Here is a 23,524-nt window from a genome sequence, read left to right as displayed (position 1 = left end):
ACCTCCCTAGCGATAGAGTTGGAGATGGGATCGCAGATCTGCCTCGCTGCCGAAGAAGCGATTGACGTCGAGCACGGCATCGTTGCGATAAAGCGCGAAGCCACCGTACGAAGAATATTGCTGGAAGATGCAGCGATCGGGCCGCGAATCCGGGCGACAAAGCCGATCCAGGTCTTTGCGCTCCATCGGATCATCAGGTGATGGCGCTCCCGCGCTGGCCAGATGGTAGCTGATCCAGACTGGCAGATCAGCGAGGCCACATGTGTTCTGGGCGAGGTCGTAGTCTCGCCAGAAATCAGCCGATACGAACAGGATAACGGCACTGGTTTTTGTTTTGGGCCGTGCGTGCACCCTGGCAATGAATTCGCATGCCATGCGTCCGATCACAGCGCCATATGCGCGTCGATCTTCCGCAGTCGCGCCAGGCAGAGGATCATAGCTGAGATCCAGCGCGATCGGCAGGAATGCCGGCACATCCGTTTCAGTCAACCGATCCGGCAGGGTTTGGAGGCGCAGCACCTGATCAAGATGATCAAGGAAGATATCTGCCTGCATCTGCGCAATTGCAGCCGCGTCGTTCATAATCGCCCGCATGAGACCATCCTTCGCATCCGCGGTGGCGGATGCCCAAGATTTCGCCCTTGCCGGAAGGAAACTCATGTTGTGATAGGGGCCGGTCAACAGCCCAGCATCGCGGGCTGCCGCCCAATGCAGGCGAAACAGCTGGCTTTCATTTGCTTCCTGCGTGCCAGCCGACAAGCGCACATAGGCGAAGCGCGCACCACAAACGCGCGCAGCGTTGAAGTTGGTCTCGTCCTGATACTTGGAAACATCAATGCCAGGCACCGATGGTCGTCCCCCGGGCAGATCGACGAAACCTTGGAGCCTCGGCCCGCTATTGCCCGGCATGCCAGATCGCGTGATACGTGCCGGAACCGCTTGCACGTTGATCGGCGCTACAGATCGCCGACAATCAAGCTCGGTGTCTTCATGCGTCGGAACCTGCTGTGACGCTACGGCCAACAGAGCGCTAGAAAGTAGTGCGAACATGGCCAAGCCCCCAGAGAGCCAAATGCACGCATACCAGAGAAAAATATCGGTATTGATACCGATGAAACTCCAATCAACTCTGCCTGCTCCAATTCCATCCCTCAAGTAAAACCCTTGGCAAAATTGAACCATTTCGGTTTCTTGTCATGCGGCCACGGCATATCTCCTATCACCTGAACCACTTCAACAACCCACCATCGCTAGAATATCGCCTCTCCAGATCTTTACGACCTAAGAAGCGCTCCCCACTTGGCTGACAATGTCAGGAGCACAACGAAATCAACTTCTCGGGATGATGACCGCGTAACTCCCGCACCACCTACTGGCGCACCCCCGCCCGCTTGCCCTAGGCAGGCGCCATGCCCGCCGCTCTCCTCCCCGTCGCCGAAGCCCAGCAGCGCCTGTTCGCGCGCGCCGCCCCGCTCGCCGAGGAGGCGGTGCCGATCGCCCTGGCCGCCGGACGCTGGGCCGCCCGCGATGTCCTTGCCCGCCGTACCCAGCCCGCTTCCGCCCTGTCGGCGATGGACGGCTATGCGATCCGCTTCGCCGATCTGCCCGGCCCCTGGCAGGTGATCGGCGAGAGCGCTGCCGGGCGCGGCTTTGCCGGCGCGGTCGCCCCGGGCCAGGCCGTGCGCATCTTCACCGGCGCCCCGCTGCCGCCCGGCGCCGATACCATCCTCGTCCAGGAGGAAGCCGCGCGGGAGGGCGATCATCTCGCACTGGCCGGCGAAGGCCCGCCGCGCCTTGGCGGCAATGTCCGCGCGCGCGGGCTCGATTTCAGCGAGGGCGATGTGTTGCTCCGCGCCGGATCCCGGATCACCTCCGCCGCCCTCGCGCTTGCCGCCCTGGCCGGCCACGCCACCCTCCCCATCCGCCGCAAGGTCCGGGTGGCGCTGCTCTCCACCGGCGACGAGCTGGTCCCGCCAGGCGCGCCGCTCGGGCCCGACCAGATCCCCGAGACCAACCGGCTGCTGCTCGCCGCGATGCTGGCCGATCTTCCGGTCGAGCTGATCGATCTCGGCATCCTGCCCGATCGCCTGGACGTGCTGGAGGCGGCGTTCCGCGCGCTCGACTGCGATCTGCTCGTCACGACGGGCGGGGCCTCGGTCGGCGATCATGACCTGGTCCGCCCGGCGCTGCTCGCGGCGGGGGCGGAGATCGATTTCTGGAAGATCGCGCTGCGCCCGGGCAAGCCGATGATGGCGGGCCGGCTGGGCAAGGCGATGCTGCTCGGCCTGCCTGGCAATCCGGTGTCGGTGTTCGCCACCGCGACCTTGTTCGTGCGGCCGCTGGTCGCGCATCTGGCGGGGGCCGCCGATCCCTTGCCGCGCAGCCGGTCGGTGCCGCTCGGTGAACCGCTGCCCGCCACGGGCGCGCGCGCTGACTATCTCCGCGCCGAGTTGGTCGAGGGCCGCGCCTTTGCCGCGACGATCCAGGACAGCTCGATGCTGCGCACGCTGGCGCGGGCGACGTGCCTGATCGTGCGTCCGGCCGGGGCGCCGGAGGCGAAAACGGGCGACTCGGCGGAAATCCTCGACATCGCTTGACAAGCGCGCGGAACATTGCATAAACGTTCGCAGTCTGTTCCACGCCAGGAGAAACCGGATGCTCACGCGCAAGCAGCACGAGCTCATCTGCTTCATTGCCGATCGGCTTGCCGAGACCGGCGTCTCGCCTTCGTTCGAGGAAATGAAGGAAGCGCTCGATCTCAAGTCGAAGTCGGGGGTGCATCGGTTGATCTCGGCGCTGGAGGAGCGCGAGTTCATTCGCCGCCTGCCGAACCGCGCCCGCGCGCTCGAAGTGCTCCGCATGCCCGAGCGCGGCGATGCGAAGCCGGCCGCTGCGGCCAGGTCCGCCGCCCCCGCGGTGGCCGTTTCGAATCCCTCCCCTGCGGCCCAGATACCAGTTCCCGCGAACGATGTGATCGAGATCCCGCTCCACGGCCGCATCGCCGCGGGTACGCCGATCGAGGCGCTGGAAGGCTCGTCGATGCTCCCGGTTCCCGCGGCCTTGCTGGGCGCGGGCGAGCATTATGCGCTTGAGGTGGCCGGCGATTCGATGGTCGAGGCCGGCATTCTCGACGGCGACTATGCGCTGATCCGCCGTACCGAGACGGCGCGCGACGGCGAGATCGTCGTGGCGCTGATCGACGATGCCGAGGCGACCTTGAAGTATTTCCGCAAGGAAGGCGCGATGATCCGGCTCGATCCGGCCAATCGCGACTATAACGCCCAGCGCTACCGTCCCGATCAGGTCCGCGTGCAGGGCCGGCTGGCCGGCCTGCTGCGAAAGTACTGAGGCTCAGGCCAGGAACTCGTTCCAGGCGACCTTGCCGTCGCCACTGCGGTCGAGCTCCTGGAACGGCGCCACATCGGGCTGCCGGCCCAGGAAGTGGAACAGGTTCCAGGCGGCGGCATATTCGGCGGGCGAAAGCGTGCCGTCATGATCGGCATCGAGCAGGTCGAAGCCGGCGCGGAACATCCTGAGCCGGTGCGCCGCGAATTCGGCGAAGCTGACCCTGCCGTCCCGATTGGCATCGGCCTTGGCCAGGGTGAAGTCGGACGCGGAAATGGCAAAGGGCCGCAACCCGCGAATATCGGGCATCGAGGCCCGGCGCAGCGGCAGCGCCATCACCCGATGCTCCCCGCACCGGATTCGCGGCTCGGCGCGCTTCGGACCGAATTCGTCGGGGGTGAGCACTCCGTCATGATTGCGATCGAACGCGGCATAGCTCGGCCGGAAATCCGGTGCGGCAGTCACCGCGACAGGCATGGCCAGCCCGATCGCCCCGATCATCCCTACGGCGGCCAAAGGGCGACACCAGCGGCGCAACCGGCTTGGCGCAGGCGCGTCGCCGGCGAGATGCGCATCGACATAGCCGCGCACCACATCGCTCGCCGTCCGCCCTTCGGCCCGGCATTGCTCCATGAAGGCGCGCTTCACCGCATGGGGCAGCCGCACTTCGATCGTGTCGCTTTTCTTCGGGTTCCGGATCATGCTGCGAGGAGAGCCCGAAGCCCCTGTCAGCGCCAGCGATTTCGTGTCCGGACAGGTGCAAGTCCCTGCTCCGGCACATAGACCGGCTGCACTTTCGGCGGGTCGCGCCAGGGATGCCGCCCTCCGCCACGCACCATCGCCACCCGACCGCTGGCAAAGGCGATAGCCAGCCCGCCGGTCCTGGCCAGCTGCGGCCGATCGAGCTTGAGCCAGCGCGGCGCGCAGCCCGCCGGCAGGCGCCGGTCGCTGATCACCACATCGACCTTGCGACATAGCGTAGTGAATTCGGCCCAGGGCAAGGCATAGCCGCTCCGCGTCGCCGCAACCCGCCACACCCGCGCCCCGGCACGATGCTCGATCAGGCACAAATCGAGGCTGCAAGCAGCCCCCGGCTGGTCGGACAAGGCAACCGGTTCGACATCGCTGCCGCCGGTTTCCGCGAGCATGTCGCGGGTATAGTCACCCGCCCGATCGCGCAGCAGCGCCATGCTGCCATCCGCCATGCGGATCGCGAGGTGCCGTCCGTCGCCGGTCACGATCAGATCCGGCGCCGGCGTGGCGAGCATCCAGCCCAACCCCATGACAAGCGGCACCGCCCCCGCCCAGCGCACGCCCGTCCGCCAAAGGGCCAGCCACAGCCCGCCCGCGACCATCAGCGCAAAGGCGCCGCCCGGCATGGTGGGGAACGCCGCGACCGCGCCCGGCGCGGCAGCCGTGGTCCGTGCTATCCAGAGCAGCAGCTGCAGCGCCTGATCGGTAAGCCACCAGGCCGGCCAGCCCAGCCCCGCCACATCGAGCAGCAGCGCCAGCGCTTCCAGGGGCATGATCACAAAGGTGGTGAGCGGGATCGCGACGATATTGGCGAGCGCGCCGTAAATCCCGGCCTGGTGGAAATGAAACAGCCCGATCGGCATCAGCGCGAGCTCCACCGCCACGCCGGTCAGCAGCAGCGAACCGATACCGCGCAGCAACGCCGCGCCCCGCCCCTCCTCGCGCTTGCCGAACCAGCGGTGCATGAATGGACTCTCGTGCAATGCGACGATCGCCGTCACCGCCGCAAAGCTCAGCTGGAAGCTCGCGCCCGCGAGCGCCTCGGGCCAGAGCAGCAGCACGATCACCGCACCCGCCGCAACCAGCCGCAGCGTGATCGCCTCACGCCCCAGGCTCAGCGCCAGCAGCACCAGCAGGGCGGCGACGCAGGAGCGGATCGTCGGCACTTCCGCGCCGGTGAGCAGCGTATAGCCGATCGCCGCCAGCGCACCCGCCCCCGCCGCAACCAGGGGCAGCCGCCAACGCAGCGCCAGGGTCGGGCTCAGGGCGAGCAGCTTGAGCACCAGCAGCATTGCCGCCGCGGTCACCGCGGTCACGTGCAGCCCACTCACCGAAAGCAGGTGCGCAAGCCCCGAGCGTTGCATTGCCTCGACATCGCCCTCCGCGATCGCCCCCTGGTCACCCGTGGCGAGCGCACTGGCGATACCGCCCGCGCTGCCCTCGACTCGCGACTGGATATGCGCCGAAAGCGACGCCCGCAGATCGGCGCCCGCCGCCCGCGCCGGCGTCACAACCTCGACGGGATCGAAGCCCTTTCCGGTAGCGCCAAGTCCAGCGAACCACGCCGTACGCGCAAAATCATAGCCACCTGGTACCGAGGCCTCGGCTGGAGGCATCAGCCGGGCACGCAGCTTCACCACAGCATCCGGCGCCAGGCCGGCAGGCACGTCCCGCGTCTCGAGGTTCACCCGCACCCGCGGCGGCAGGTCTGTGCGGCCCGGGAGCAACGTCACCCGCACCACTTCGCGTGCGGGCATCCGCTCCACCCGCACCACGCGTCCGGTAATCTCCACCACCGCGGGACGCGCCAGCACCGGCGCCGCCACCCGCTCGGCCCGCCACCAGATCAGCGTGCAGCCGGCTGCCATCGCAAGTCCGCCGAGCAGCAATGCGCGCCCCAAACGACCGGGCAGCGCCAATCCCAGCACCGCCACGGCGCAGGAAGCCAGCAGGAAACCGATCCAGCGCGACGTGTCCGGCAGCAGGAACCAGGCGGTGATCCCACCGCCCAGCGCCACCGGCAGCCAGAGCGGCAATTGCGCGCGCTCGGCTTCCAGCCAATGCTCGATTGCAGCTCCAATCTGGCGAAACACTGCCCCTCCCCCCATTTGAAGGGAGGTGAACCCCGTGCTAGGGGCGCCCTCGGTGGCTGAATGGGCCATCGGAAACACAGTTTGGGAGCAAGCTCGGTTGGGCGCAACATCTGATACGGGTGCGAAACAGGTTGTCACGCGGTTCGCGCCGTCGCCTACGGGTTTCCTTCACATCGGCGGTGCGCGCACTGCGCTGTTCAACCTGCTGTTCGCCCGCCACCATGGCGGCAAGTTCCTGCTGCGCATCGAGGATACCGATCGCGCGCGCTCGACCGATCAGGCGATCTCGGCGATTCTGGACGGGATGCGCTGGCTGAATCTCGATTGGGACGGCGAGGAAGTCTATCAGTTCTCTCGCGCCGCGCGGCACGCCGAAGTGGCGCGCGAAATGCTCGCCAATGGCCACGCCTATAAGTGCTTCGCCACCGCCGAGGAACTCGAGGCGATGCGGGCCGAGCAGAAGGCGAACAAGCAGCCGCTGCGCTACGACGGCCGCTGGCGCGACCGTAACGAGAGCGAAGCCCCCGCAGGCGCGCCCTATGTCATCCGCCTCAAGGCGCCACGCGAAGGCGCGGTGACGATCGAGGATCATGTCCAGGGCCCGGTGACCGTCAACAATGCCGAGCTCGACGATCTCGTCCTGCTCCGTTCGGACGGCACGCCGACCTATATGCTCGCGGTGGTGGTCGACGATCACGACATGGGCGTGACCCATGTGATCCGCGGCGACGATCACCTGAACAATGCCTTCCGCCAGCTGCCGATCTATCGCGCGATGGGCTGGGAAGAGCCCGAATACGCGCACATCCCGCTGATCTTCAATCCGGACGGCACCAAGATGTCGAAGCGGAAGAACGCGGTGGCGGTCGACGAGTATCGCGACGCGCTCGGCATCCTGCCCGAGGCGCTGTCCAACTATCTGCTCCGCCTCGGCTGGGGACATGGCGATGACGAGATCATCAGCCGCGAACAGGCGATCGAGTGGTTCGAGCTGTCCGGCGTTGGCCGCAGCCCCTCGCGCTTCGACCTCAAGAAGCTCGAGAGCCTGAACGGCCATTATATCCGCGCGTCTGACGATGCGCGACTGGCCAGCCTGGTTGCCGCGCGACTCGGTTTCGAACTTTCGGAATCGCAGGCCGACCTTCTGCGCCGCAGCATGGCGGCCCTGAAGCCGCGCGCCGCGAATCTCCTCGAACTCGCCGAGGGAGCGGGCTTCCTTTTTCGCACTCGCCCACTGGAATTGGACGAGGGCGCAAAGGCTCTGCTAGAGGGCGACGCGCGGGCTCTCCTCGCCCAGTTGCATACCGCGCTTGACGGCGTGAAAAGCTGGGATACGGAGGCGCTCGAAGCAGCGGTACGCACCGTTGCGGAAGATGCGGGTGTCAAGCTCGGTGCGGCTGCGCAGCCTCTGCGCGCGGCACTCACCGGGCGTCGGACATCTCCGGGCATCTTTGACGTCCTAGCGCTGCTTGGACGCGAAGAGAGCCTGGCTCGTATCGCAGACCAGATGACCGTGCCGGCCTGATCCCAGGCCCGGCCCAAACATAGGACGACGTTTATGAGCGACACCGCGAAGCTGCAGGTTCCGGGGAAGGATGTTGAATATCCGATCCTTTCGGGCAGCGTCGGACCGGACGTCATCGACATCCGCAAGCTCTATGGGCAGACCGGCAAGTTCACCTATGACCCCGGCTTCACCTCGACCGCGTCGTGCGAATCGGGCCTGACCTATATCGATGGCGACGAGGGCATCCTGCTCCATCGCGGCTATCCGATCGGCCAGCTTGCCGAGCATTCGAGCTTCATGGAAGTCAGCTACCTGCTGCTGAACGGCGAACTGCCGAACCAGGAAGAGCTGACCGCGTTCGAGAACACGATCACCCGCCACACCATGCTGCACGAGCAGCTCGCGACCTTCTATCGCGGCTTCCGCCGTGACGCGCACCCGATGGCGGTGATGTGCGGCGTCGCCGGCGCGCTCTCGGCCTTCTACCATGACTCGACCGACATCACCGATCCGAAGCAGCGCATGATCGCGTCGCATCGCCTGATCGCGAAGATGCCGACGATCGCGGCGATGGCCTACAAGTACAGCGTCGGCCAGCCGTTCCTCTATCCGGACAACAAGCTCAGCTACACCGGCAACTTCCTGCGCATGACCTTCGGCGTGCCGGCGGAAGAATATGAGGTGAACCCGGTCATCGAAAAGGCGATGGACCGCATCTTCATCCTCCATGCCGATCACGAGCAGAACGCCTCGACCTCGACCGTGCGCCTCGCCGGTTCCTCGGGTGCCAATCCGTTCGCCTGCATCGCGGCCGGCATCGCATGCCTGTGGGGCCCGGCGCATGGCGGCGCCAACGAAGCGGCGCTCAACATGCTGCGTGAGATCGGCCGTCCGGAGCGCATCCCCGAGTACATCGCCCGCGCCAAGGACAAGAACGATCCGTTCCGCCTGATGGGCTTCGGTCACCGCGTCTACAAGAACTACGATCCGCGCGCGACCGTGATGCAGAAGACCGTGCGCGAAGTGTTCGACGCGCTCAAGGTCAACGATCCCGTCTTCGAGGTTGCACTGCAGCTCGAGGAAATGGCGCTCAACGATCCGTACTTCATCGAGAAGAAGCTGTTCCCGAACGTCGACTTCTATTCGGGCGTCATCCTCTCGGCGATCGGCTTCCCGACCACGATGTTCACTGCGCTCTTCGCCCTTGCCCGCACCGTGGGCTGGGTCGCGCAGTGGAACGAGATGATCTCGGATCCCGAGCAGAAGATCGGCCGCCCGCGCCAGCTCTACACGGGCCCGGTGCAGCGCGATTACGTGCCGGTCGGCCAGCGCTAAGGCAAACCCTTCCCGTCATTCCCGCCAGACAGGCGGGGATGACGGGATACAGGCCCAAAGCCTGTCGTGCTGAACTTGTTTCAGCATCCAACTTTCCTCCAGCGATATCGCCCGAGGCACCTTGGACCCTGAAACGAGTTCAGGGTGACGATGTGATTTGGCCGCGCGTTTCCCGCCTTCGCCAGCCCCGGAAATTGGGTTAACCATTCCACGCTTCGTTGGAGTCGCCCGAATGCGCCAGAACATCCTGCTCCTGATCGGCATCCTGGGCTTCATTGCCGGCGTGGTGTTCATGCTCCAGGGCCTGGGCGTGCTGCGTGCGCCGATCTCCAGTCCGATGATCGGCAGCCAGACCTGGGTCGTGCGCGGCGGGATCATCGCATTGCTCAGCGCGATCCTGGTGGGCGGCGTCCGCCTCGTACCCACCCGCGCCGAGCGCAGGGCCGCGCGCCGGGCGGAGCGCGATCTACCTTAACCTCCGCCTACCAACGGGTTCAGCAACGCGACTCGATCGCGACTCTAACGTTCTCTCTTGCGGGAATAGAGAGGAATGGAGAGTTGCAATGAACCTTGCCAAGCTGATCGCCGCGGCCGCGCTTGCCACTGTCGGCATCGCCAGTGCCGCCACGCCGGCCGCCGCCGCGCCGGTATCGACCACCAGCGTGGTCGCGCTCGCCGCAGCGGCGCCCGCCGCGCAGGACTGGCGCTACCGCGAGCGCTATCGGGATCGTCACTATGATCGCCGCCATTGGGATCGCGGCCGCCACCGCGGCTGGGATCGTGGTCGCGGCTATGGCTATGACCGCCGCTATTATCACAGCCGCCGCGTCTGCTGGAACGAGTGGCGCCGTGGCCATCGCGTGACGGTCTGCCGTCGCTAACCCGGAATGATGATGGGCGTCCGCCGGACCGGCGGGCGCCCTATTGCCGGATCGGCAGGCTGAACACGAAGCGGGCACCCTGCCCCGGCGCGCTGTCGACCATCAGGTCGCCGCCCATCGCCCGGGCAAGCCTGCGGGCAATGTAGAGGCCAAGGCCCGAACCGCCCGGCTCGGTCGGATCGACCCGGCCGAACTTCTCGAAGATCTTCTCCTGGTCCGTCTCGGCGATGCCCTTGCCCTGATCGGCGACGATCACATGGCCGTGGCTGTCGTCGCGCTCGAGCCGGATCCACACCATCGCTCCCGTCGGCGAATAGCGCACCGCATTGCCGATAAGGTTGACCAGCACCTGCAGGGCCCGGCGAAACTCGCCGTGCACGGGCACATGCTCGTCCATCGCCGGCCGGTCGATCCGCACCTCGGCCTGGGCCGCGCGCACCGCGAGCAACCCGGCGGCGCGACGCGCGACATCGGCCAGGTCGATCTCCTCGTCCGCCGTGTCGAAATCGTCGCGCTCGATCGCCTGCAGGTCGACCAGATCATCGACCAGCCCGAGCAGGTGCCGCCCGGCATTGGCGATGTCGCTGGCATATTCCGCATAGTCGGGCTTGAGCGGCCCCTCGGTCTGCGCGCTGATCGAATCGGCGTTGGCGATGATCTTGCCGAGCGGCCCGCGCAGCGCACGATCGAGTCGCTGGCTGAAGGAATCGGGGAAGCCCCCGAACGGCACCGCGGCGGCCGGTACCGGCGCATCCATCTTGGGCGCGGCGGGACCCACCTGGTCGAGCATATGCGCCGCACCGACGAACCCGGCAAAGCGCCCGCCGGGATCGGTGCGCGGCGTCGCGGCGAGGCGAACCATCCGCCCCGTCCCGCGCAGTTCGGCCTTCTGCCCGTCGAACCGGCCCTGCGCCGCCACCGCGGTCAGAATCGGCAGTTCGCCGGCCTCGTCCTGCTCCAGCCGGAACAACCGGGTGAGCGGCTGGCCCAGCATGGTCGAGCTGTCGAACCCATAGCGGGCGCCGGCCTCGATCGAGAGGAAGGTGATGCGCAGCGACGCATCGGTCTCCCACAGCCAGTCGGCCGCCGAACGGAAGAAGTCCCCGTCGCGCTCGGGCTCGCTCGCCGGCGCGCGCCAGCCCGGCCGCAGCCGCCAGCCGCTCACTTCGAGCCGCACGCCGCCCTGTTCGGGCTCGGCCCGCACCCAAAGCTCCAGATCGTCCTCGCCATCGGCGGCAATCACATTGCGCGAGATCGCGATGCCCAGCCGCTGCGCGAGACGCGCCAGCGTCGCGATCTGCGGCACCGCCAGCGGGGTACCGATATTGCCGCCGGCGCGCATGTTCAGCTCGAACAGCCGCGCTTCGGCATCGATCAGCCGCCCTTCGGCATCGAGCCGGGCGATCGACAGCGGCAGCGAGGGATCGATGATGTTCACTTCGCCCCTCCCCGCTGGAGAGCGATCAACGCAGCGCGATAATCCGGATCGAGCTTGAGCGGCGCCAGCGCGGCGCGCGCCTCGGCCGGAGCGATCGCGGCGATCGTATCGAGCGTGTCGGCGAATTTCTCGAGGTCGCGGCGCGGATCGGCTTCGCTCAGCGCATAGCCGACCTGGGCCACGCCCTCGCGACCGATATCCAGCGCCCGCAGCGCAAGCCATAGCCGGTCCGCCGCCGGATCCAGCACCAGGTCACGCGCCAGCTCATAGGGCACGCCCATGCCGTGCCCGAGCAGCGCGACGAACAGCACGATCCGCCGGTCACCAAGCGACTCGACGAGCATGGCCGGGAGCTCGCCCGGCTGGGCATCGATCGCGGCGGCGAAGCGCATCGCGGCGGCTTCGAGCCGATCGCCCTCATCATAGGCGGCAAGGCTGCGCTGCGCCGCGTCGCACAAGACGCGATCGAGCGATTCACTGGCATCGACCACGCGCTCCCGAAGCGCCGCCGCCGTCCACCACACCAGCCGGTGGTGCAGCTCGGCGGGCAGCTCGGTCTGGAATTGTCCCACTTCGGGACTGCCCCGGCGCCGGCTTTCGGCGATCAGCACCGCCATCGCGCTGGCGGCGACGACCCTGTCCGGATGCTGGACGAATCGGTTGATCAGGCTCGGCCGCTCGGGATCGTCCGGCGCGCTCATCGGCAGCGCCGCGCCCAGCATCTCCTGGCGCACCCGCGCGATCAGCTCGCCCATCAGCTCGCCATCACGGAGCAGCCCGGAATTCCACAGTCGTGCGAGCACCGAATTGCCCGGCTCGATCAGCTTGGCGACCAGCAGGGTCTCGCTGCGCCCGGTCAACAACCGTACGGCATGCTCGCGAATCTCGCCTTCCACCGTCTCCACGAGCCCGCGCAACAGCGCGGCCAGGCCTGCGCGGCTATGCTCGTCGAGCCGGGCCTCTTCGGGCAGGAAGAAATCATCAACGGCGACCATCAGACCCTTATAGGCGCGCAACTCCGCAGCCGCCGCACGTGCGAGCAGCTCCCGGGCGCTGACAGCCAGGCCATCGCGCATGTCGATGGGATTCTCCGACATCGACCCCAAGCTAACGGAAATGTCCTTAAGACGAGACTAAGCTTTTTCGCGCGTACCCTCAACTGCCGCAGCGAGCGTGGCGAAGGAATATATCGCAACTGCAGCAAGCCCGATTGTCGCGAATCCGGACAATGCGAAGGGCGAAAAAACCAGCAGGTGCGCCGAGGGGCTCGACCACCAGCGCTTCGGCCGGCTTGGCACGCGTTCGACCAGCCATTGCGCAGCTGCGGCAACCAGCGCGAGCACCGGCGGCGTCGTGCTCCCGCTGGCCGCGAATTCCACCCAGCCACTGAGCAGCACGATCAGGGCGAACAGCGCGAAGATCGCCCATTCGAGCAACCCGGCGCGCTTGTCCTCACCGCGCAGCACCGCCATCGCCGCGCCCGTGGCGAGCGTCGCGGTACCAAGCAGCGCGACGACGCTGCCCGCACCGACCCAGCCCATCGCGGTGCAGACCAGCGAAATCGCCGAAACCACGCCGCCACCGACGCTCACCGCCCAGCCCCGCACGTTCCGCCCGACCAGTTCCGGCAGGACGATACGCGCGGCGCGGGTGAACACCCAGCGATCCGCCCAGTCGGTGCGGCGCTCGGTAAGTGCTGCGAGCACACCGGTGTTGCGCGCAGCCAGCCCCTCGATGCTGCGCTCGACGGCATGGCCGCCCTTCAGCCAGCCCGCGGTCAACCCTACATGCTCGGCGCCCGACTGCGCTGCGACCCGCAGTAGCGCCGACTGGAAATCATAATCCTCGGGCATCTGGGCGATCTGGGTGAGTTGCTCCAGCGAGATGCGCGCGATCCCCGCCCAGCTGTCCCGCATGTCGAGTCGCTCGATCGCGGCGGGCGATGTCGGATCATCCGTGACAAGCAGCGCCTCGCCGCCCGCCTTGGCCATCCGGTCCATCACCGGATCGGTGGTAACCAGCCCGTCAGCCATCACCAGCACCTGCGCGCCGGGCGCGATCTTCTCGGCGGCTTCCTCGGCCGATCGGACGATCTCGATGCGGGGATGGCGCTTGGCGGCGCGATTCACCGCCGCGAGCAACGCCGGGGTCATCTTGCCGACCGCGACCAGCACCTGCTCGGTGCCGGCGCCGAACAGCAGCCGCGCCTGATATTCGAGCAACGTCATGCCGCCGAACGGCAGCGTCGCCATCAAAGTCCCCGGGCGGCCCTCAGCCTCCTCGACCGCAAATATCAGCCCCGCCAACATGATGCGGTGGTTAGGCGGATTGCCGTTGCGAGGCAAATGCCGAGACGGATGCGGTAACACGCCGCGTTTCGGCGGAGCATATGGCACCCCAAGATTACGTCAAATTTATTTTATAATATAACAAAATCATTATCGCATCGTAATTTACAATATTAAGTCACGTATATATTTCATCGCCATTTGCGACGCAAATTCACTTGAACATTCTTAAATCAAGTCGCAGCCTATTCACGGATTTGCTTTATCAGAACTTTCGAGTCGCGGCGCACAATCGCCACGCTGGGGCATTTTGCGTCCGAAATGAAGCAAGTCGCCGCATATCAGCGCAAAGTACGGCTTTGTTTTTCGAAAATGGAGATTTGCGATGACCATATCGATCCTTCTCGCCGTCTACGCGTCCAATTCCATGGGGGAAGACGTCACCTCGCAAGTGGCGGCCATGGTTGCCGGCGGCAATGACGACGTTGCCGTGAACAATGGCAGTTTCGGCGATCCCGATTCCGGGGCGACCAAATATTTCCTGGCCTGGTACACCGCCACCGGCCTCAACAGCGGCAACCCCATCGGTCTCGCCGCGGTCGAGAACACAACGGTCGATCTGATCCCCTCGCCCGGCTATCCGGCCTATTATTTCAACACCGCGCCGCAGCCGAGCGTGGCGCAGTCCGCGAACACGCCGTTCCAGGTGAAGCGCGCTATCTATGGCTCGTCCAATAACGGCTTCGACGTGACGGCGATCTGCCAGGCGATCCTGAACCAGGGCGGCCTGATCGTCGATCAGGGCACAACCAACTTCCAGCTCGCGCTCAACAACGAGACCTTTGGCGGCGATCCCGATTACGGGAACTCCAAGTATTTCGCGATGCAATATGAGGTCAACGGCGTCACCGCCTATATCGGCGGCGCGGAAGGCCAGACCCTGTCGCTGGGCCTGATCCCGGCGATCGCAAAGGCGGAACTGGCGGACGCCTGACGGAATTCCGGCGGGTGGTGTTCTCCCTCCCGCCCGCCGGAACCCGTTCGTTCAATAGAGCAGGTGCGGCCGTCGTGCCTCGATCCAGGCAGCCTCGTCGGGCAGCGTCCGCGCGTCGAGATCGCCGGGCTCCGCCGCTGAGTCGTCCACCCATTCGCGCAGGTCAGTGCCGCCGTTGATGACGTCGATCGCCAACTTGTCGAACACATATTCGTACGGGAAATCGCGCCACAGCGGATAATCCCCATAGAGCTTGCGGATCGCCTTGAAGCCCAGCGCCTGCAGCCGCCACGGTCGGAACGCCTGATGGTCATAGGCAGCACCCTCGGCATGGATGAACACGCCCGAGCAAAGCTGCCCCACATGCTTGTGAAACGTCGGCTGGAACCAGAAATCGCGCAGCGTGCATCCCGCCAGCCATTGCGGCGCCAGCGTGTACATGGCGACGATCAGCTTCTTCGCGTCGATATCGGGCGCACCGAACAACTCGAGCGGGCGCGTGGTGCCCCGGCCTTCGGAGAGCAATGTGCCTTCCAGCATCACCGTGCCGGCATAGGCACGCGCCATGTTGACGTTGGCAGCATTGGGGCTCGGATTGATCCAGGGGCGTTCGATCGGCCAGCCGAAGCCGGGCGCGGCGTCGGGCTGCCAGCCTTCCATCTCGATCACCCGATAGTCGACATCGAGGTTGAACTGCCGGATGAACCAATGGCCCATCTCGCCCAGCGTCATGCCGTGGCGCATCGGCATCGGCCCGGCGCCGACGAAGCTCTCCCAGCCTGGAAGCAGCGTCGTGCCCTCCACCGGGCGGCCGGCGGGATTGGGGCGATCGAGCACCCACACGCCCTTGCCATGCTCCGCCGCGGCTTCGAGCACATAGAGCAGCGTGGTGACGAAGGTGTAGATACGGCAACCCACGTCCTGCAGGTCGATCAGGATCGTGTCGAACGTGCCCATCGACTGACCGGTCGGGCGGCGGACCTCGCCATAGAGGCTGAACACCGGCATCCCGTACGTCGGGTCGGTATAGTCCGGCGACTCCATCATATTGTCCTGCAGGTCGCCGCGCACCCCGTGCTGCGGACCGAACACCGCCGAGACATTGAGCCCGGTCGCGACCAGCGCATCGAGCGAGTGCGTCAGATCCTCCGTCACCGAGGCGGGATGGGCGAGCAGCGCGATGCGCTTGCCTTCGAGGGGGCGACGAAGCTCAGGGTCGGCGAGCAGCCGGTCGATGCCGAATTTCATGCGCTGCTGGATGCGGGGAGTTCGAGCATGACGCAAGCCGGATCGTCGCCCGCTCTCATCGGTTTAGCTTGCTATCCTATAGGGAGAGCGCAACTGGCCCTGCCGCCTGCGCTCCGTCAGAAGGCGCTCGCCTGCGCCTGTGCCGGCAATTCCACCACAAATCCCGCCTCGGCATGGAAGTCCGGCTTTCCAGGGCCATGCTCGGAGGACCAATAGGATTTGGTTCCGTCGCATTCCTCGATCACCGCGGTGATCGCCAGCTGCCACGGGCCTTCGAGCGGCAATTCCACCTCCGCCGCCATCACGCCGCCGGACATCCAGGTGCCTCGCGGGCTGCTAACCGGAGCATCGGCCATGCCTTCGCGGTAGCCGGTGAAGCTGTATGCCGCCCAATCGCCCGAGGGCGCGAAATTGAGCTCGAGATACCCCTCGCCCTCCCCGCGCACGAACGCTTCAAAGCAGGTCGACTTCCACAGTTCGTCGCGCCGCGCCGGCGCCTCCGCGGCCGGCGGAAGCACCAGCTGGTCCAGCGGGCCGAAGACGAAATAGCGCAGGCCCAGCAGCTGCGGGGCAAAACGCGTCACCTTCACTTCGATGCGATCGACCGCACTCGGGAAATCGGGATGCGGGTAAAGTGGAACGCGAAGGTGCATGGTGACCTGGTGGCGGTTTGTACGCGCGCGAAGATGCGTTACGGGCCGCGCGTGTCCAGTCCTTTCTACCAGTCCCGCACCGGTGTCTTCCTGCTCGCCACGCTTTGCTGCGTGCTCTGGGGCAGCGCCTATCCCGCGATCAAGAACGGCTATGCACTGTTCGGCATCGCCAGGGCGGATACCGCCGCGCAGCTGCTGTTCGCCGGCTATCGCTTCGTCCTGGCGGGTACGATCCTGCTCGCTTTCGCTGCGGCAACCGGCAAGCGGGTCTTCGCCCTGAGCGCAGGCCAGTGTCGCCAGGTAGCGCTGCTCGGCCTCACCCAGACCGGCATCCAGTACGTGTTCTTCTATGTCGGCCTCGCCAATGCGTCGGGCGTGAAGTCGTCGATCATGAACGCCACCGGGGTGTTCTTCAGCGTGGTGATCGCCCATTTCCTCTATGCCGACGACCGGCTGAGCAGCCGCAAGGCGCTGGGCTGCCTGGTCGGATTCCTCGGCGTGGTAGTGGTCAACCTGGGCGGCAACGGCCGTCTCGACTTCGATTTCAGCCTGCTGGGCGAGGGCTTCGTCATCATCGCAGCCTTCGTCCTCGCCGCCGCCTCGATCTATGGCAAGCGCATCTCGCGCGACATGGATCCGCTGGTGATGACCGGCTGGCAGCTCGGCATCGGCGGTCTGATCCTCACTTCGGTCGGCCTTGGCGGTAACGGCCATATCGCCACACCCAGCCTGCCTGCGGCCGCGCTGCTGCTGTATCTGGCGCTGTTGTCCTCGGTTGCCTTCGCGCTGTGGAGCCTGCTGCTCAAGCACAATCCCGTCGGCCAGATCGCCGCGTTCAACTTCCTGATCCCGGTGTTCGGCGTCGCGCTGTCCGCGGTCTTCCTCGGTGAATCGCTGCTCCACTGGAGCTATCTCGCCGCGCTGCTGCTGGTATGCGCCGGCATCTGGATGGTGACGCGACCATCTGCGCCGAAGCCGGTTGCGGGATGAGGCCGGGTCGCCCCATCCCGCCCCAAGCTCAGCGCAGGCCGCCGCTGGCGGTCAGCTTCTCGCCGGTCAGCCAGCGCGCATCGTCCGAAGCCAGGAACACGGCGATCGCGGCGATGTCGTCCGGATAGCCGACGCGGCCGAGCGGGGTCTGGCCGATGATCGCGTCGAAGAATTCCGAACCGACAAAGCCCGCGGCATGGGTGCCCTCGGTCTCGACCACGCCCGGGTTGATCGCGTTGACGCGGATCTTGCGCGGACCGAGCTCATTGGCGAGCACGCCGGTGATCGCGTCCACCGCGCCCTTGGTGCCCGTGTAGACTGCGGACTCCGCCGGGAAGAGGCTGGTGACCGCTGACGAGATGTTGATCACGCTTGCGCCCTCGCCGAGATGCTTCGCCGCCGCCTGGGTGGTGAGCAGCACGCCGAGCACGTTCACGTCGAAGGTGCGGCGATAGAGTTCCTCGGTCGTCGCATCGAGCGAGGCGAATTCATAGACGCCCGAATTGTTGACCAGCACGTCGAGCCGGCCGAATTCCCTGATCGCGGCATCGACCAGCGCCTGCGCCTGGTCGGCCCTGGCGACATCGGCCTGCACGGCGATCGCCTTGCCACCGGCACCGGTGATGTCCTTCACCACCGCATCCGCGCCGGCCTTGCTCGACGCATAGTTGACCACCACCGCGGCGCCTTCCGCCGCCAATGCCTTGGCGATGCCGGCACCGATGCCCTTGGATGCCCCGGTAACGATCGCGACCTTGTCTGCGAGCTTCGACATGACTGAAATTCTCCATGGGCCGGTCGCCGATATGGCCCCATACTCCCATAGTTCAGGAATTCGGAACTGTTGAACCAAGCTTCAAGAGCCCCTAGATAAAATTCATGCGACCCCTGTTTCACCCTTCGATCGAAGACGTGTCGGTGGAGGCGATCCTCCACGCGCTGTCCGATCCCACGCGCGCGGCGATCTTCGCCCAGGTCGCCGGCCAGGGGTGCGTCCAGGGCTGCTCGACCTTCGCCAGGGTCGGCGATCGCGACATCCCCAAGTCCTCGCTGTCCCAGCATTTCAAGGTGCTGCGCGACGCCGGGCTGATCCATTCGGAGCGCCAGGGCGTCGAGATGCGCAACACGACGCGCTGCGGCGAAGTCGATGCCCGCTTCCCCGGCCTGCTCGCCGCAATTCTCAGCGCGTATGCCGGCAACAAGGACTGCGATACGTCCAAGGCATGACAGGGCCGCTCGGCTCGGCTATGCGGCCCGCATTATGACCGAATTCAAGTCCGATCTGCTCCGCCTGCTCTCCGAACGTGGCTATATCCACCAGGTCACCGACCCGGAGGCGCTCGACGCCCTTGCGACGAAGCAGATCGTCCCCGGCTATATCGGCTTCGACCCGACCGCGCCGTCGCTGCACGTCGGCAGCCTCGTCCAGATCATGCTGCTGCGCCGCCTCCAGCAGGCCGGCCACAAGCCGATCGTGCTGATGGGCGGCGGCACCGGCAAGATCGGCGATCCCTCGTTCAAGGACGAGGCGCGCAAGCTGATGACCGACGAGGTGATCCAGCAGAACGTCGCCTCGATCAAGACCGTGTTCGAGAAGTTCCTCACTTTCGGCGACGGCCCCACCGACGCGGTGATGGTCGACAATGCCGAATGGCTCGACAAGCTCGAATACATCCCCTTCCTGCGCGACATCGGCCGGCATTTCTCGGTCAACCGCATGCTCAGCTTCGACTCGGTCAAGCTGCGCCTCGACCGCGAGCAATCGCTGTCGTTCCTCGAGTTCAACTACATGATCCTCCAGGGCTATGACTTCCTGGAACTGTCGCGCCGCGCCGCGTGCCGCCTGCAGATGGGCGGGTCGGACCAGTGGGGCAACATCGTCAACGGCATCGAGCTCGCCCGCCGCGTCGACGGCACCGAGGTCTACGGCGTCACCACCCCGCTGATCACCACGGCGGACGGCGGCAAGATGGGCAAGACCATGTCGGGCGCCGTCTGGCTCAACGACGACCAGCTCTCGGCCTTCGATTACTGGCAGTTCTGGCGCAACACCGACGACCGCGACGTCGGCCGCTTCCTGCGCCTGTTCACCGACCTGCCGCTCGAAGAGATCGCCCGCCTCGAGGCACTTGAGGGCGCCGGCATCAACGAAGCCAAGAAGGTCCTCGCCAACGAAGCCACCGCCATGTGCCGCGGCCGCGCCGCAGCCGATGAAGCCGCCGAGACCGCCCGCAAGGTGTTCGAGGAAGGCTCGGCCGGCGGTTCGCTCCCGACCTTCGCGGTCGAGGGTACCGGCATCAACGTGGTCGACGCCCTGATCGCGCTCGAGCTCTGCGCCTCCAAGGGCGAGGCCCGCCGCAAGATCGCCGAGGGCGCGATCCGCGTCGACGACCAGGTGGTAAGCGACCCGGCCTATGACATCCCGGTGACGAGCCAGGTCAAGCTCAGCTTCGGCAAGAAGAAGCACGGCCTGCTCGTACCTGCGTAACCTTCCGGATGCTCCGATAAGTCGGTGTTAAGCAGCTTCGTTGCAATGAGATTCACGCGGTAACAGTATCACCGCAACCGTACCTCAAGCGTTTTGTGAGGCGTGGCGTGAGTTTTGGATCGAACCTGGCTTATTCGGAGCCCCGGCGGGAAGGACGCGAAGACGTCTACTACCGCGCGCGCGCGTTCGGTCCCGACGCGAAGCAGCTGAATTTCATCATCGTCAACATCTCGCCGCACGGCCTGATGGCGCGCTGCGAAGACGAGTTCCAGACCGGCGACCGCATCCGCGTGGTCCTGCCGCATGCCGGCACGGTGGTGGCGGAAGTCCGCTGGGCGCTGGGCGGCCGCATTGGCTGCCAGTTCGAGCGCGCGATCGACCTCGCCAGCTATTACGAGCTGATCTCGGTGATGGTGAAAGCGAAGTAGGTTCCCATTCCCCTTCCTTCCAGGGAGGGGAGAATTTACCCCGCCCGCAACAGGCTCACCGCAGCATCCCGCTCGAACAGGTACAGCGCCACCCGCGCCGCCTGCCCGCGCGCAGACTGCAACGACCGGTCCTGGTCCTCGAGCAGCCGCGCATCGCCATTCGCTGCCGCGATCAAGGTCGCCAGGCTCTCCGGCGTCGCCAGCCGAAAGGTCTGCTCGCCCGACTGGCGCGTGCCGAGGATCTCGCCCGCGCCGCGCAGCTCGAGGTCGCGCTCGGCGATCAGGAAGCCGTCGGTGGTGTCGCGCATCAGCGCCAATCTCGCCCGCGACGTCTCGCTGAGCTTGTCGCCGCGCAGCAGGATGCAGTGCGACTGCCCCCCGCCCCGCCCGACCCGCCCGCGCAGCTGGTGGAGCTGGGCGAGGCCGAACCGGTCCGCCGCCTCGATCACGATCAGTGTCGCATTGGGCACGTCCACGCCGACCTCGATCACCGTCGTCGCGACCAGCACGCCCAGCTCGCCGCTGGCGAAGCGCGCCATTACCGCGTCCTTCTCCGGTCCCTTCATCCGGCCGTGGACCAGCCCGACCTTGGCGCCGAACTTGGCGGTGAGCGTCGCCGCGCGATGCTCGGCCGCGGCGAGATCGGTCTTCTCGCTTTCCTCGACCAGCGGGCACACCCAATAGGCCTGCTTGCCCGCCTCCAGGTGCCGCCCCAGCCCGGCAACGACCGCGTCCAATTTGTCCTCGGCGATCACCGTGGTCTGGATCGGCTGGCGGCCCGGCGGCATCTCGTCGAGCCGGCTCACATCCATCTCGCCATGCGAAGCGAGCTGCAGCGTGCGCGGGATCGGCGTCGCGGTCATCACCAGCAGATGGGGCGGCACCTGCGCCTTGGCCTGGAGCATCAGCCGCTCGGCCACACCGAAGCGGTGCTGCTCGTCCACCACCACCAGCCCCAGGTCGCGATACGTCACGCCCTGCTGGAAGATCGCATGGGTGCCGACCAGGATGTCGATCTCGCCCGCGGCGAGCCCCATCAGCGTCGCCTCGCGCGCCTTGCCCTTGTCGCGCCCGGTCAGGATCGCGATCCGCACATCGAGCCCGGCGAGCATCCGCGACAGATTCTCGTAATGCTGCCGCGCCAGGATCTCGGTCGGCGCCAGCATCGCGCCCTGCGCCCCCGCCTCGGCGGCGATCAGCAGCGCCATCGTCGCGACCAGCGTCTTGCCCGCGCCGACATCGCCCTGGAGCAGGCGAAGCATCGGCTGGCTCTGCGCCATGTCGCCCTCGATCTCGCGGATCGTCCGCGATTGGGCGCCGGTCGGCGTGTACGGCAGCTGGAGCCTGTCGCGCAGCCGCCCGTCCCCCTGCAGCGAGCGCCCGCGCTTGGCTCGTGCCTCGCCGCGCACCAGCATCAATGCGAGCTGGTTGGCGAACACCTCGTCATAGGCGAGCCGCTCGCGCGCCTTGGCGTCGGCCGGATCGGCATGGATGCGGGTCAGCGCTTCCTTCCAGCCCGGCCATTGGTGCCGCTCCTTCAGGCTCGGCTCGATCCATTCGGTCAGGTCGGGCGCGCGCTCGATCGCCTGGGCGGCCATCGCCGCGATACGCTTCGAGGTGATGCCTTCCGAACAGGGATAGACCGCCTCGCGCCCGCCGCCCTCGGCCTCTTCGGGCACGACGACCTCGGGGTGCACGATCTGCAATTCCTGGCCATATTGGTCGAGCCGGCCGGACACCCAGCGCTTCTCGTTGAGCGGCAGCAGCTTCTTCGCCCAGCCCGAATTGCCGCCGAAAAAGACCAGGCTGACGAAATTGCCATGCGTGTCGACCGCCTGCACCCGGGCGGGCGAGCGCGGGCTACTGCCGAAGCGATAATTGGCTGCGGTCAGCTCGATCGCGATGATCCGGCCGACATCGGACGCCATCAGCTCGTCGCGCGGGATACGGTCGATGAAACCGGTCGGCAGATGGAAGGCGACATCGACCACCCGCGCCAGCCCGAGCCGCTCCAGCGGCTTGGCGAGCGCGGCGCCAATGCCCTTCAGCGCCGTGACTTCGGCGAAAAGCGGATTGAGAATGTCGGGCCGCATTGGCCCCGACCTAATCGCTGCAACGGCGCGCCGCTAGGGGGCGATATGAGCCAGCCGGACATTCGGGATGCAAAGCCCGAACCTGGGTCGGGACCGCATGTTCTTATCGTCATCCCCGCGAAGGCGGGGATCCATTCTGGCTGCCCGAAGTGAGTCCCATTGCCCGCAGCGGGAATGGATCCCCGCCTTCGCGGGGATGACGGGAGTAATTCCGAAGACTCGTGCAGGCTCTATGGCCAGCCTTAAATCCAGAGCTGATCCCCGGCCTTCGCCGGGCAACCGAAATGGAAAATCTAGCGCCTCAGGCCGCGTTGCGCGCCGGCGCGATCGCCTGGCCGGCCGCCTCGATCGCGGCATGGACTTCGTTGACGGTCGAGCCGACCACCACTTCATGCGCGCCGTCGAACGAGAGTACGCCCACATCGTCGCCCGCCATGTTGATCGTCGCCACGGTACGAACCTCGGCGATGTTCACGAGGATCGGATCGCCATTGATCGACTTCAGCATCACGAAACGCATTTGGAACTACCCCTACCCAATGTATCCCCCATCATAGGAAGATCGCCGGCCAATCGGGCTGCAATCGCCCGATAATGGCGCGATTAAGTTGTGGACTGGCGTTTCGCCCCCCACCGACCTATCTGCACATCCCTATTCCCCTCGCCGACTGCGCCGTTTCGCGCTGCCGGCCATTTGCCGTTGAGGACCCGCATGGACCGCGAAATCCGTCTCAAGCGCCTGCACTTCCGCGCATGGCACCGCGGCGTGAAGGAAGCCGACCTGCTGATCGGCGGCTTTTTCGATAAGCATGGCGCCAGCTGGAGCGATGCCGAGATGGACCTGTTCGAGGAACTGCTCGAGGAGCAGGACGTCGACATCATGGCCTGGGCGATGGGCGTCGAGCCAGCGCCCGAACGCTTTGCCGGCACGTTGATGACCGCGCTCAAGGAACTGAACTACGTGCCGATCAGCGAGTAGCCGTCATCCCG

General features: G+C 66.2%; 23 protein-coding genes. 12 read left to right on the top strand and 11 right to left on the bottom strand.

The features are described 5' to 3' along the window. Window positions 1-6: 6 nt before the first annotated feature. The gene (locus tag AAHM44_RS11355; protein WP_342250047.1) at window positions 7-1,050 is read right to left on the bottom strand and encodes a glycoside hydrolase family 25 protein; all 1,044 of its coding nucleotides are present in this window, start codon (window positions 1,048-1,050) and stop codon (window positions 7-9) included. A gap of 359 nt (window positions 1,051-1,409) precedes the next feature. Between AAHM44_RS11355 and AAHM44_RS11350 the strand changes: the two genes are divergently transcribed. Next, window positions 1,410-2,597: a molybdopterin molybdotransferase MoeA gene (locus tag AAHM44_RS11350; protein ID WP_342250046.1), complete on the top strand. Its 1,188-nt coding sequence runs from the start codon at window positions 1,410-1,412 to the stop codon at window positions 2,595-2,597. Between the two features lie 58 nt (window positions 2,598-2,655). Then, window positions 2,656-3,348 (top strand): transcriptional repressor LexA, encoded by a 693-nt coding sequence (gene lexA, locus AAHM44_RS11345; RefSeq protein WP_342250045.1) that lies wholly within the window; start codon window positions 2,656-2,658, stop codon window positions 3,346-3,348. A gap of 3 nt (window positions 3,349-3,351) precedes the next feature. Here the strand turns inward: lexA and AAHM44_RS11340 are convergent, their stop codons facing one another. Then, window positions 3,352-4,047 (bottom strand): EF-hand domain-containing protein, encoded by a 696-nt coding sequence (locus AAHM44_RS11340; RefSeq protein ID WP_342250044.1) that lies wholly within the window; start codon window positions 4,045-4,047, stop codon window positions 3,352-3,354. Between the two features lie 26 nt (window positions 4,048-4,073). Continuing rightward, entirely contained in the window at window positions 4,074-6,206 is a 2,133-nt protein-coding gene (locus tag AAHM44_RS11335) for a ComEC/Rec2 family competence protein (RefSeq protein ID WP_269574975.1), read from the bottom strand. Between the two features lie 82 nt (window positions 6,207-6,288). Between AAHM44_RS11335 and gltX the strand changes: the two genes are divergently transcribed. The 4 genes from gltX to AAHM44_RS11315 all read left to right on the top strand — a co-directional run bounded on the left by gltX (window position 6,289) and on the right by AAHM44_RS11315 (window position 9,914). Beyond that, entirely contained in the window at window positions 6,289-7,716 is a 1,428-nt protein-coding gene (gene gltX, locus AAHM44_RS11330; protein ID WP_342250043.1) for a glutamate--tRNA ligase, read from the top strand. Window positions 7,717-7,749: 33 nt separating this feature from the next. Next, entirely contained in the window at window positions 7,750-9,033 is a 1,284-nt protein-coding gene (locus AAHM44_RS11325) for a citrate synthase (RefSeq protein WP_184167165.1), read from the top strand. Between the two features lie 232 nt (window positions 9,034-9,265). After that, window positions 9,266-9,508 carry a hypothetical protein gene (locus AAHM44_RS11320; protein ID WP_342250042.1) on the top strand — a complete coding sequence of 81 codons (243 nt, stop codon included), beginning with the start codon at window positions 9,266-9,268 and terminating at the stop codon, window positions 9,506-9,508. 88 nt (window positions 9,509-9,596) lie between these two features. Further along, the gene (locus AAHM44_RS11315) at window positions 9,597-9,914 is read left to right on the top strand and encodes a hypothetical protein (protein ID WP_342250041.1); all 318 of its coding nucleotides are present in this window, start codon (window positions 9,597-9,599) and stop codon (window positions 9,912-9,914) included. Between the two features lie 40 nt (window positions 9,915-9,954). Here the strand turns inward: AAHM44_RS11315 and AAHM44_RS11310 are convergent, their stop codons facing one another. The 3 genes from AAHM44_RS11310 to AAHM44_RS11300 are packed head-to-tail and all read right to left on the bottom strand — an operon-like array spanning window position 9,955 to window position 13,604. Next, complete coding sequence (locus AAHM44_RS11310; RefSeq protein ID WP_342250040.1) at window positions 9,955-11,352, bottom strand: sensor histidine kinase; 1,398 nt, start codon at window positions 11,350-11,352, stop codon at window positions 9,955-9,957. Next, window positions 11,349-12,449 (bottom strand): DUF2336 domain-containing protein, encoded by a 1,101-nt coding sequence (locus tag AAHM44_RS11305; protein ID WP_342250039.1) that lies wholly within the window; start codon window positions 12,447-12,449, stop codon window positions 11,349-11,351. The genes AAHM44_RS11310 and AAHM44_RS11305 overlap by 4 nt, the downstream gene beginning before the upstream one ends. A 36-nt stretch (window positions 12,450-12,485) precedes the next feature. Then, window positions 12,486-13,604 (bottom strand): hypothetical protein, encoded by a 1,119-nt coding sequence (locus tag AAHM44_RS11300; protein ID WP_342250038.1) that lies wholly within the window; start codon window positions 13,602-13,604, stop codon window positions 12,486-12,488. Between the two features lie 421 nt (window positions 13,605-14,025). On the opposite strand from AAHM44_RS11300, the gene AAHM44_RS11295 reads away from it, so the two are divergent. Next, window positions 14,026-14,634 carry a hypothetical protein gene (locus AAHM44_RS11295; RefSeq protein WP_269574968.1) on the top strand — a complete coding sequence of 203 codons (609 nt, stop codon included), beginning with the start codon at window positions 14,026-14,028 and terminating at the stop codon, window positions 14,632-14,634. Between the two features lie 51 nt (window positions 14,635-14,685). On the opposite strand, the gene AAHM44_RS11290 is transcribed toward AAHM44_RS11295, so the two are convergent. Next, window positions 14,686-15,882 carry an exo-beta-N-acetylmuramidase NamZ family protein gene (locus AAHM44_RS11290; protein ID WP_269574967.1) on the bottom strand — a complete coding sequence of 399 codons (1,197 nt, stop codon included), beginning with the start codon at window positions 15,880-15,882 and terminating at the stop codon, window positions 14,686-14,688. Between the two features lie 116 nt (window positions 15,883-15,998). Continuing rightward, window positions 15,999-16,535, bottom strand: coding sequence for a DOMON-like domain-containing protein (locus tag AAHM44_RS11285; protein WP_269574966.1), 537 nt, complete (start codon window positions 16,533-16,535; stop codon window positions 15,999-16,001). A 51-nt stretch (window positions 16,536-16,586) separates the two neighbouring features. Between AAHM44_RS11285 and AAHM44_RS11280 the strand changes: the two genes are divergently transcribed. Further along, window positions 16,587-17,525 (top strand): DMT family transporter, encoded by a 939-nt coding sequence (locus tag AAHM44_RS11280; protein ID WP_342250037.1) that lies wholly within the window; start codon window positions 16,587-16,589, stop codon window positions 17,523-17,525. 28 nt (window positions 17,526-17,553) lie between these two features. Here the strand turns inward: AAHM44_RS11280 and AAHM44_RS11275 are convergent, their stop codons facing one another. Then, complete coding sequence (locus tag AAHM44_RS11275; protein WP_342250036.1) at window positions 17,554-18,300, bottom strand: glucose 1-dehydrogenase; 747 nt, start codon at window positions 18,298-18,300, stop codon at window positions 17,554-17,556. Between the two features lie 104 nt (window positions 18,301-18,404). On the opposite strand from AAHM44_RS11275, the gene AAHM44_RS11270 reads away from it, so the two are divergent. The 3 genes from AAHM44_RS11270 to AAHM44_RS11260 all read left to right on the top strand — a co-directional run bounded on the left by AAHM44_RS11270 (window position 18,405) and on the right by AAHM44_RS11260 (window position 20,441). Next, window positions 18,405-18,752: an ArsR/SmtB family transcription factor gene (locus AAHM44_RS11270; protein WP_269574963.1), complete on the top strand. Its 348-nt coding sequence runs from the start codon at window positions 18,405-18,407 to the stop codon at window positions 18,750-18,752. Between the two features lie 34 nt (window positions 18,753-18,786). After that, window positions 18,787-20,013, top strand: a complete 1,227-nt coding sequence (tyrS, locus tag AAHM44_RS11265; RefSeq protein ID WP_269574962.1) for a tyrosine--tRNA ligase — start codon at window positions 18,787-18,789, stop codon at window positions 20,011-20,013. A gap of 107 nt (window positions 20,014-20,120) precedes the next feature. Continuing rightward, complete coding sequence (locus AAHM44_RS11260; protein ID WP_184167193.1) at window positions 20,121-20,441, top strand: PilZ domain-containing protein; 321 nt, start codon at window positions 20,121-20,123, stop codon at window positions 20,439-20,441. Between the two features lie 35 nt (window positions 20,442-20,476). On the opposite strand, the gene recG is transcribed toward AAHM44_RS11260, so the two are convergent. Together recG and AAHM44_RS11250 are read right to left on the bottom strand one after the other, a co-directional pair. Further along, window positions 20,477-22,534, bottom strand: a complete 2,058-nt coding sequence (recG, locus tag AAHM44_RS11255; protein ID WP_184167196.1) for an ATP-dependent DNA helicase RecG — start codon at window positions 22,532-22,534, stop codon at window positions 20,477-20,479. Window positions 22,535-22,835: 301 nt separating this feature from the next. Continuing rightward, window positions 22,836-23,054 (bottom strand): hypothetical protein, encoded by a 219-nt coding sequence (locus tag AAHM44_RS11250; RefSeq protein WP_184167199.1) that lies wholly within the window; start codon window positions 23,052-23,054, stop codon window positions 22,836-22,838. 192 nt (window positions 23,055-23,246) lie between these two features. Between AAHM44_RS11250 and AAHM44_RS11245 the strand changes: the two genes are divergently transcribed. Further along, complete coding sequence (locus tag AAHM44_RS11245; protein ID WP_184167202.1) at window positions 23,247-23,513, top strand: FAD assembly factor SdhE; 267 nt, start codon at window positions 23,247-23,249, stop codon at window positions 23,511-23,513. Window positions 23,514-23,524: the final 11 nt, after the last annotated feature.

The organism is Sphingomonas sp. OTU376, from assembly GCF_038440415.1.
Lineage (GTDB): Bacteria > Pseudomonadota > Alphaproteobacteria > Sphingomonadales > Sphingomonadaceae > Sphingomonas > Sphingomonas kyeonggiensis_A.
Note: the sequence above shows the minus strand (reverse complement) of the source record. Positions and strands in the feature narration are given on the sequence as shown.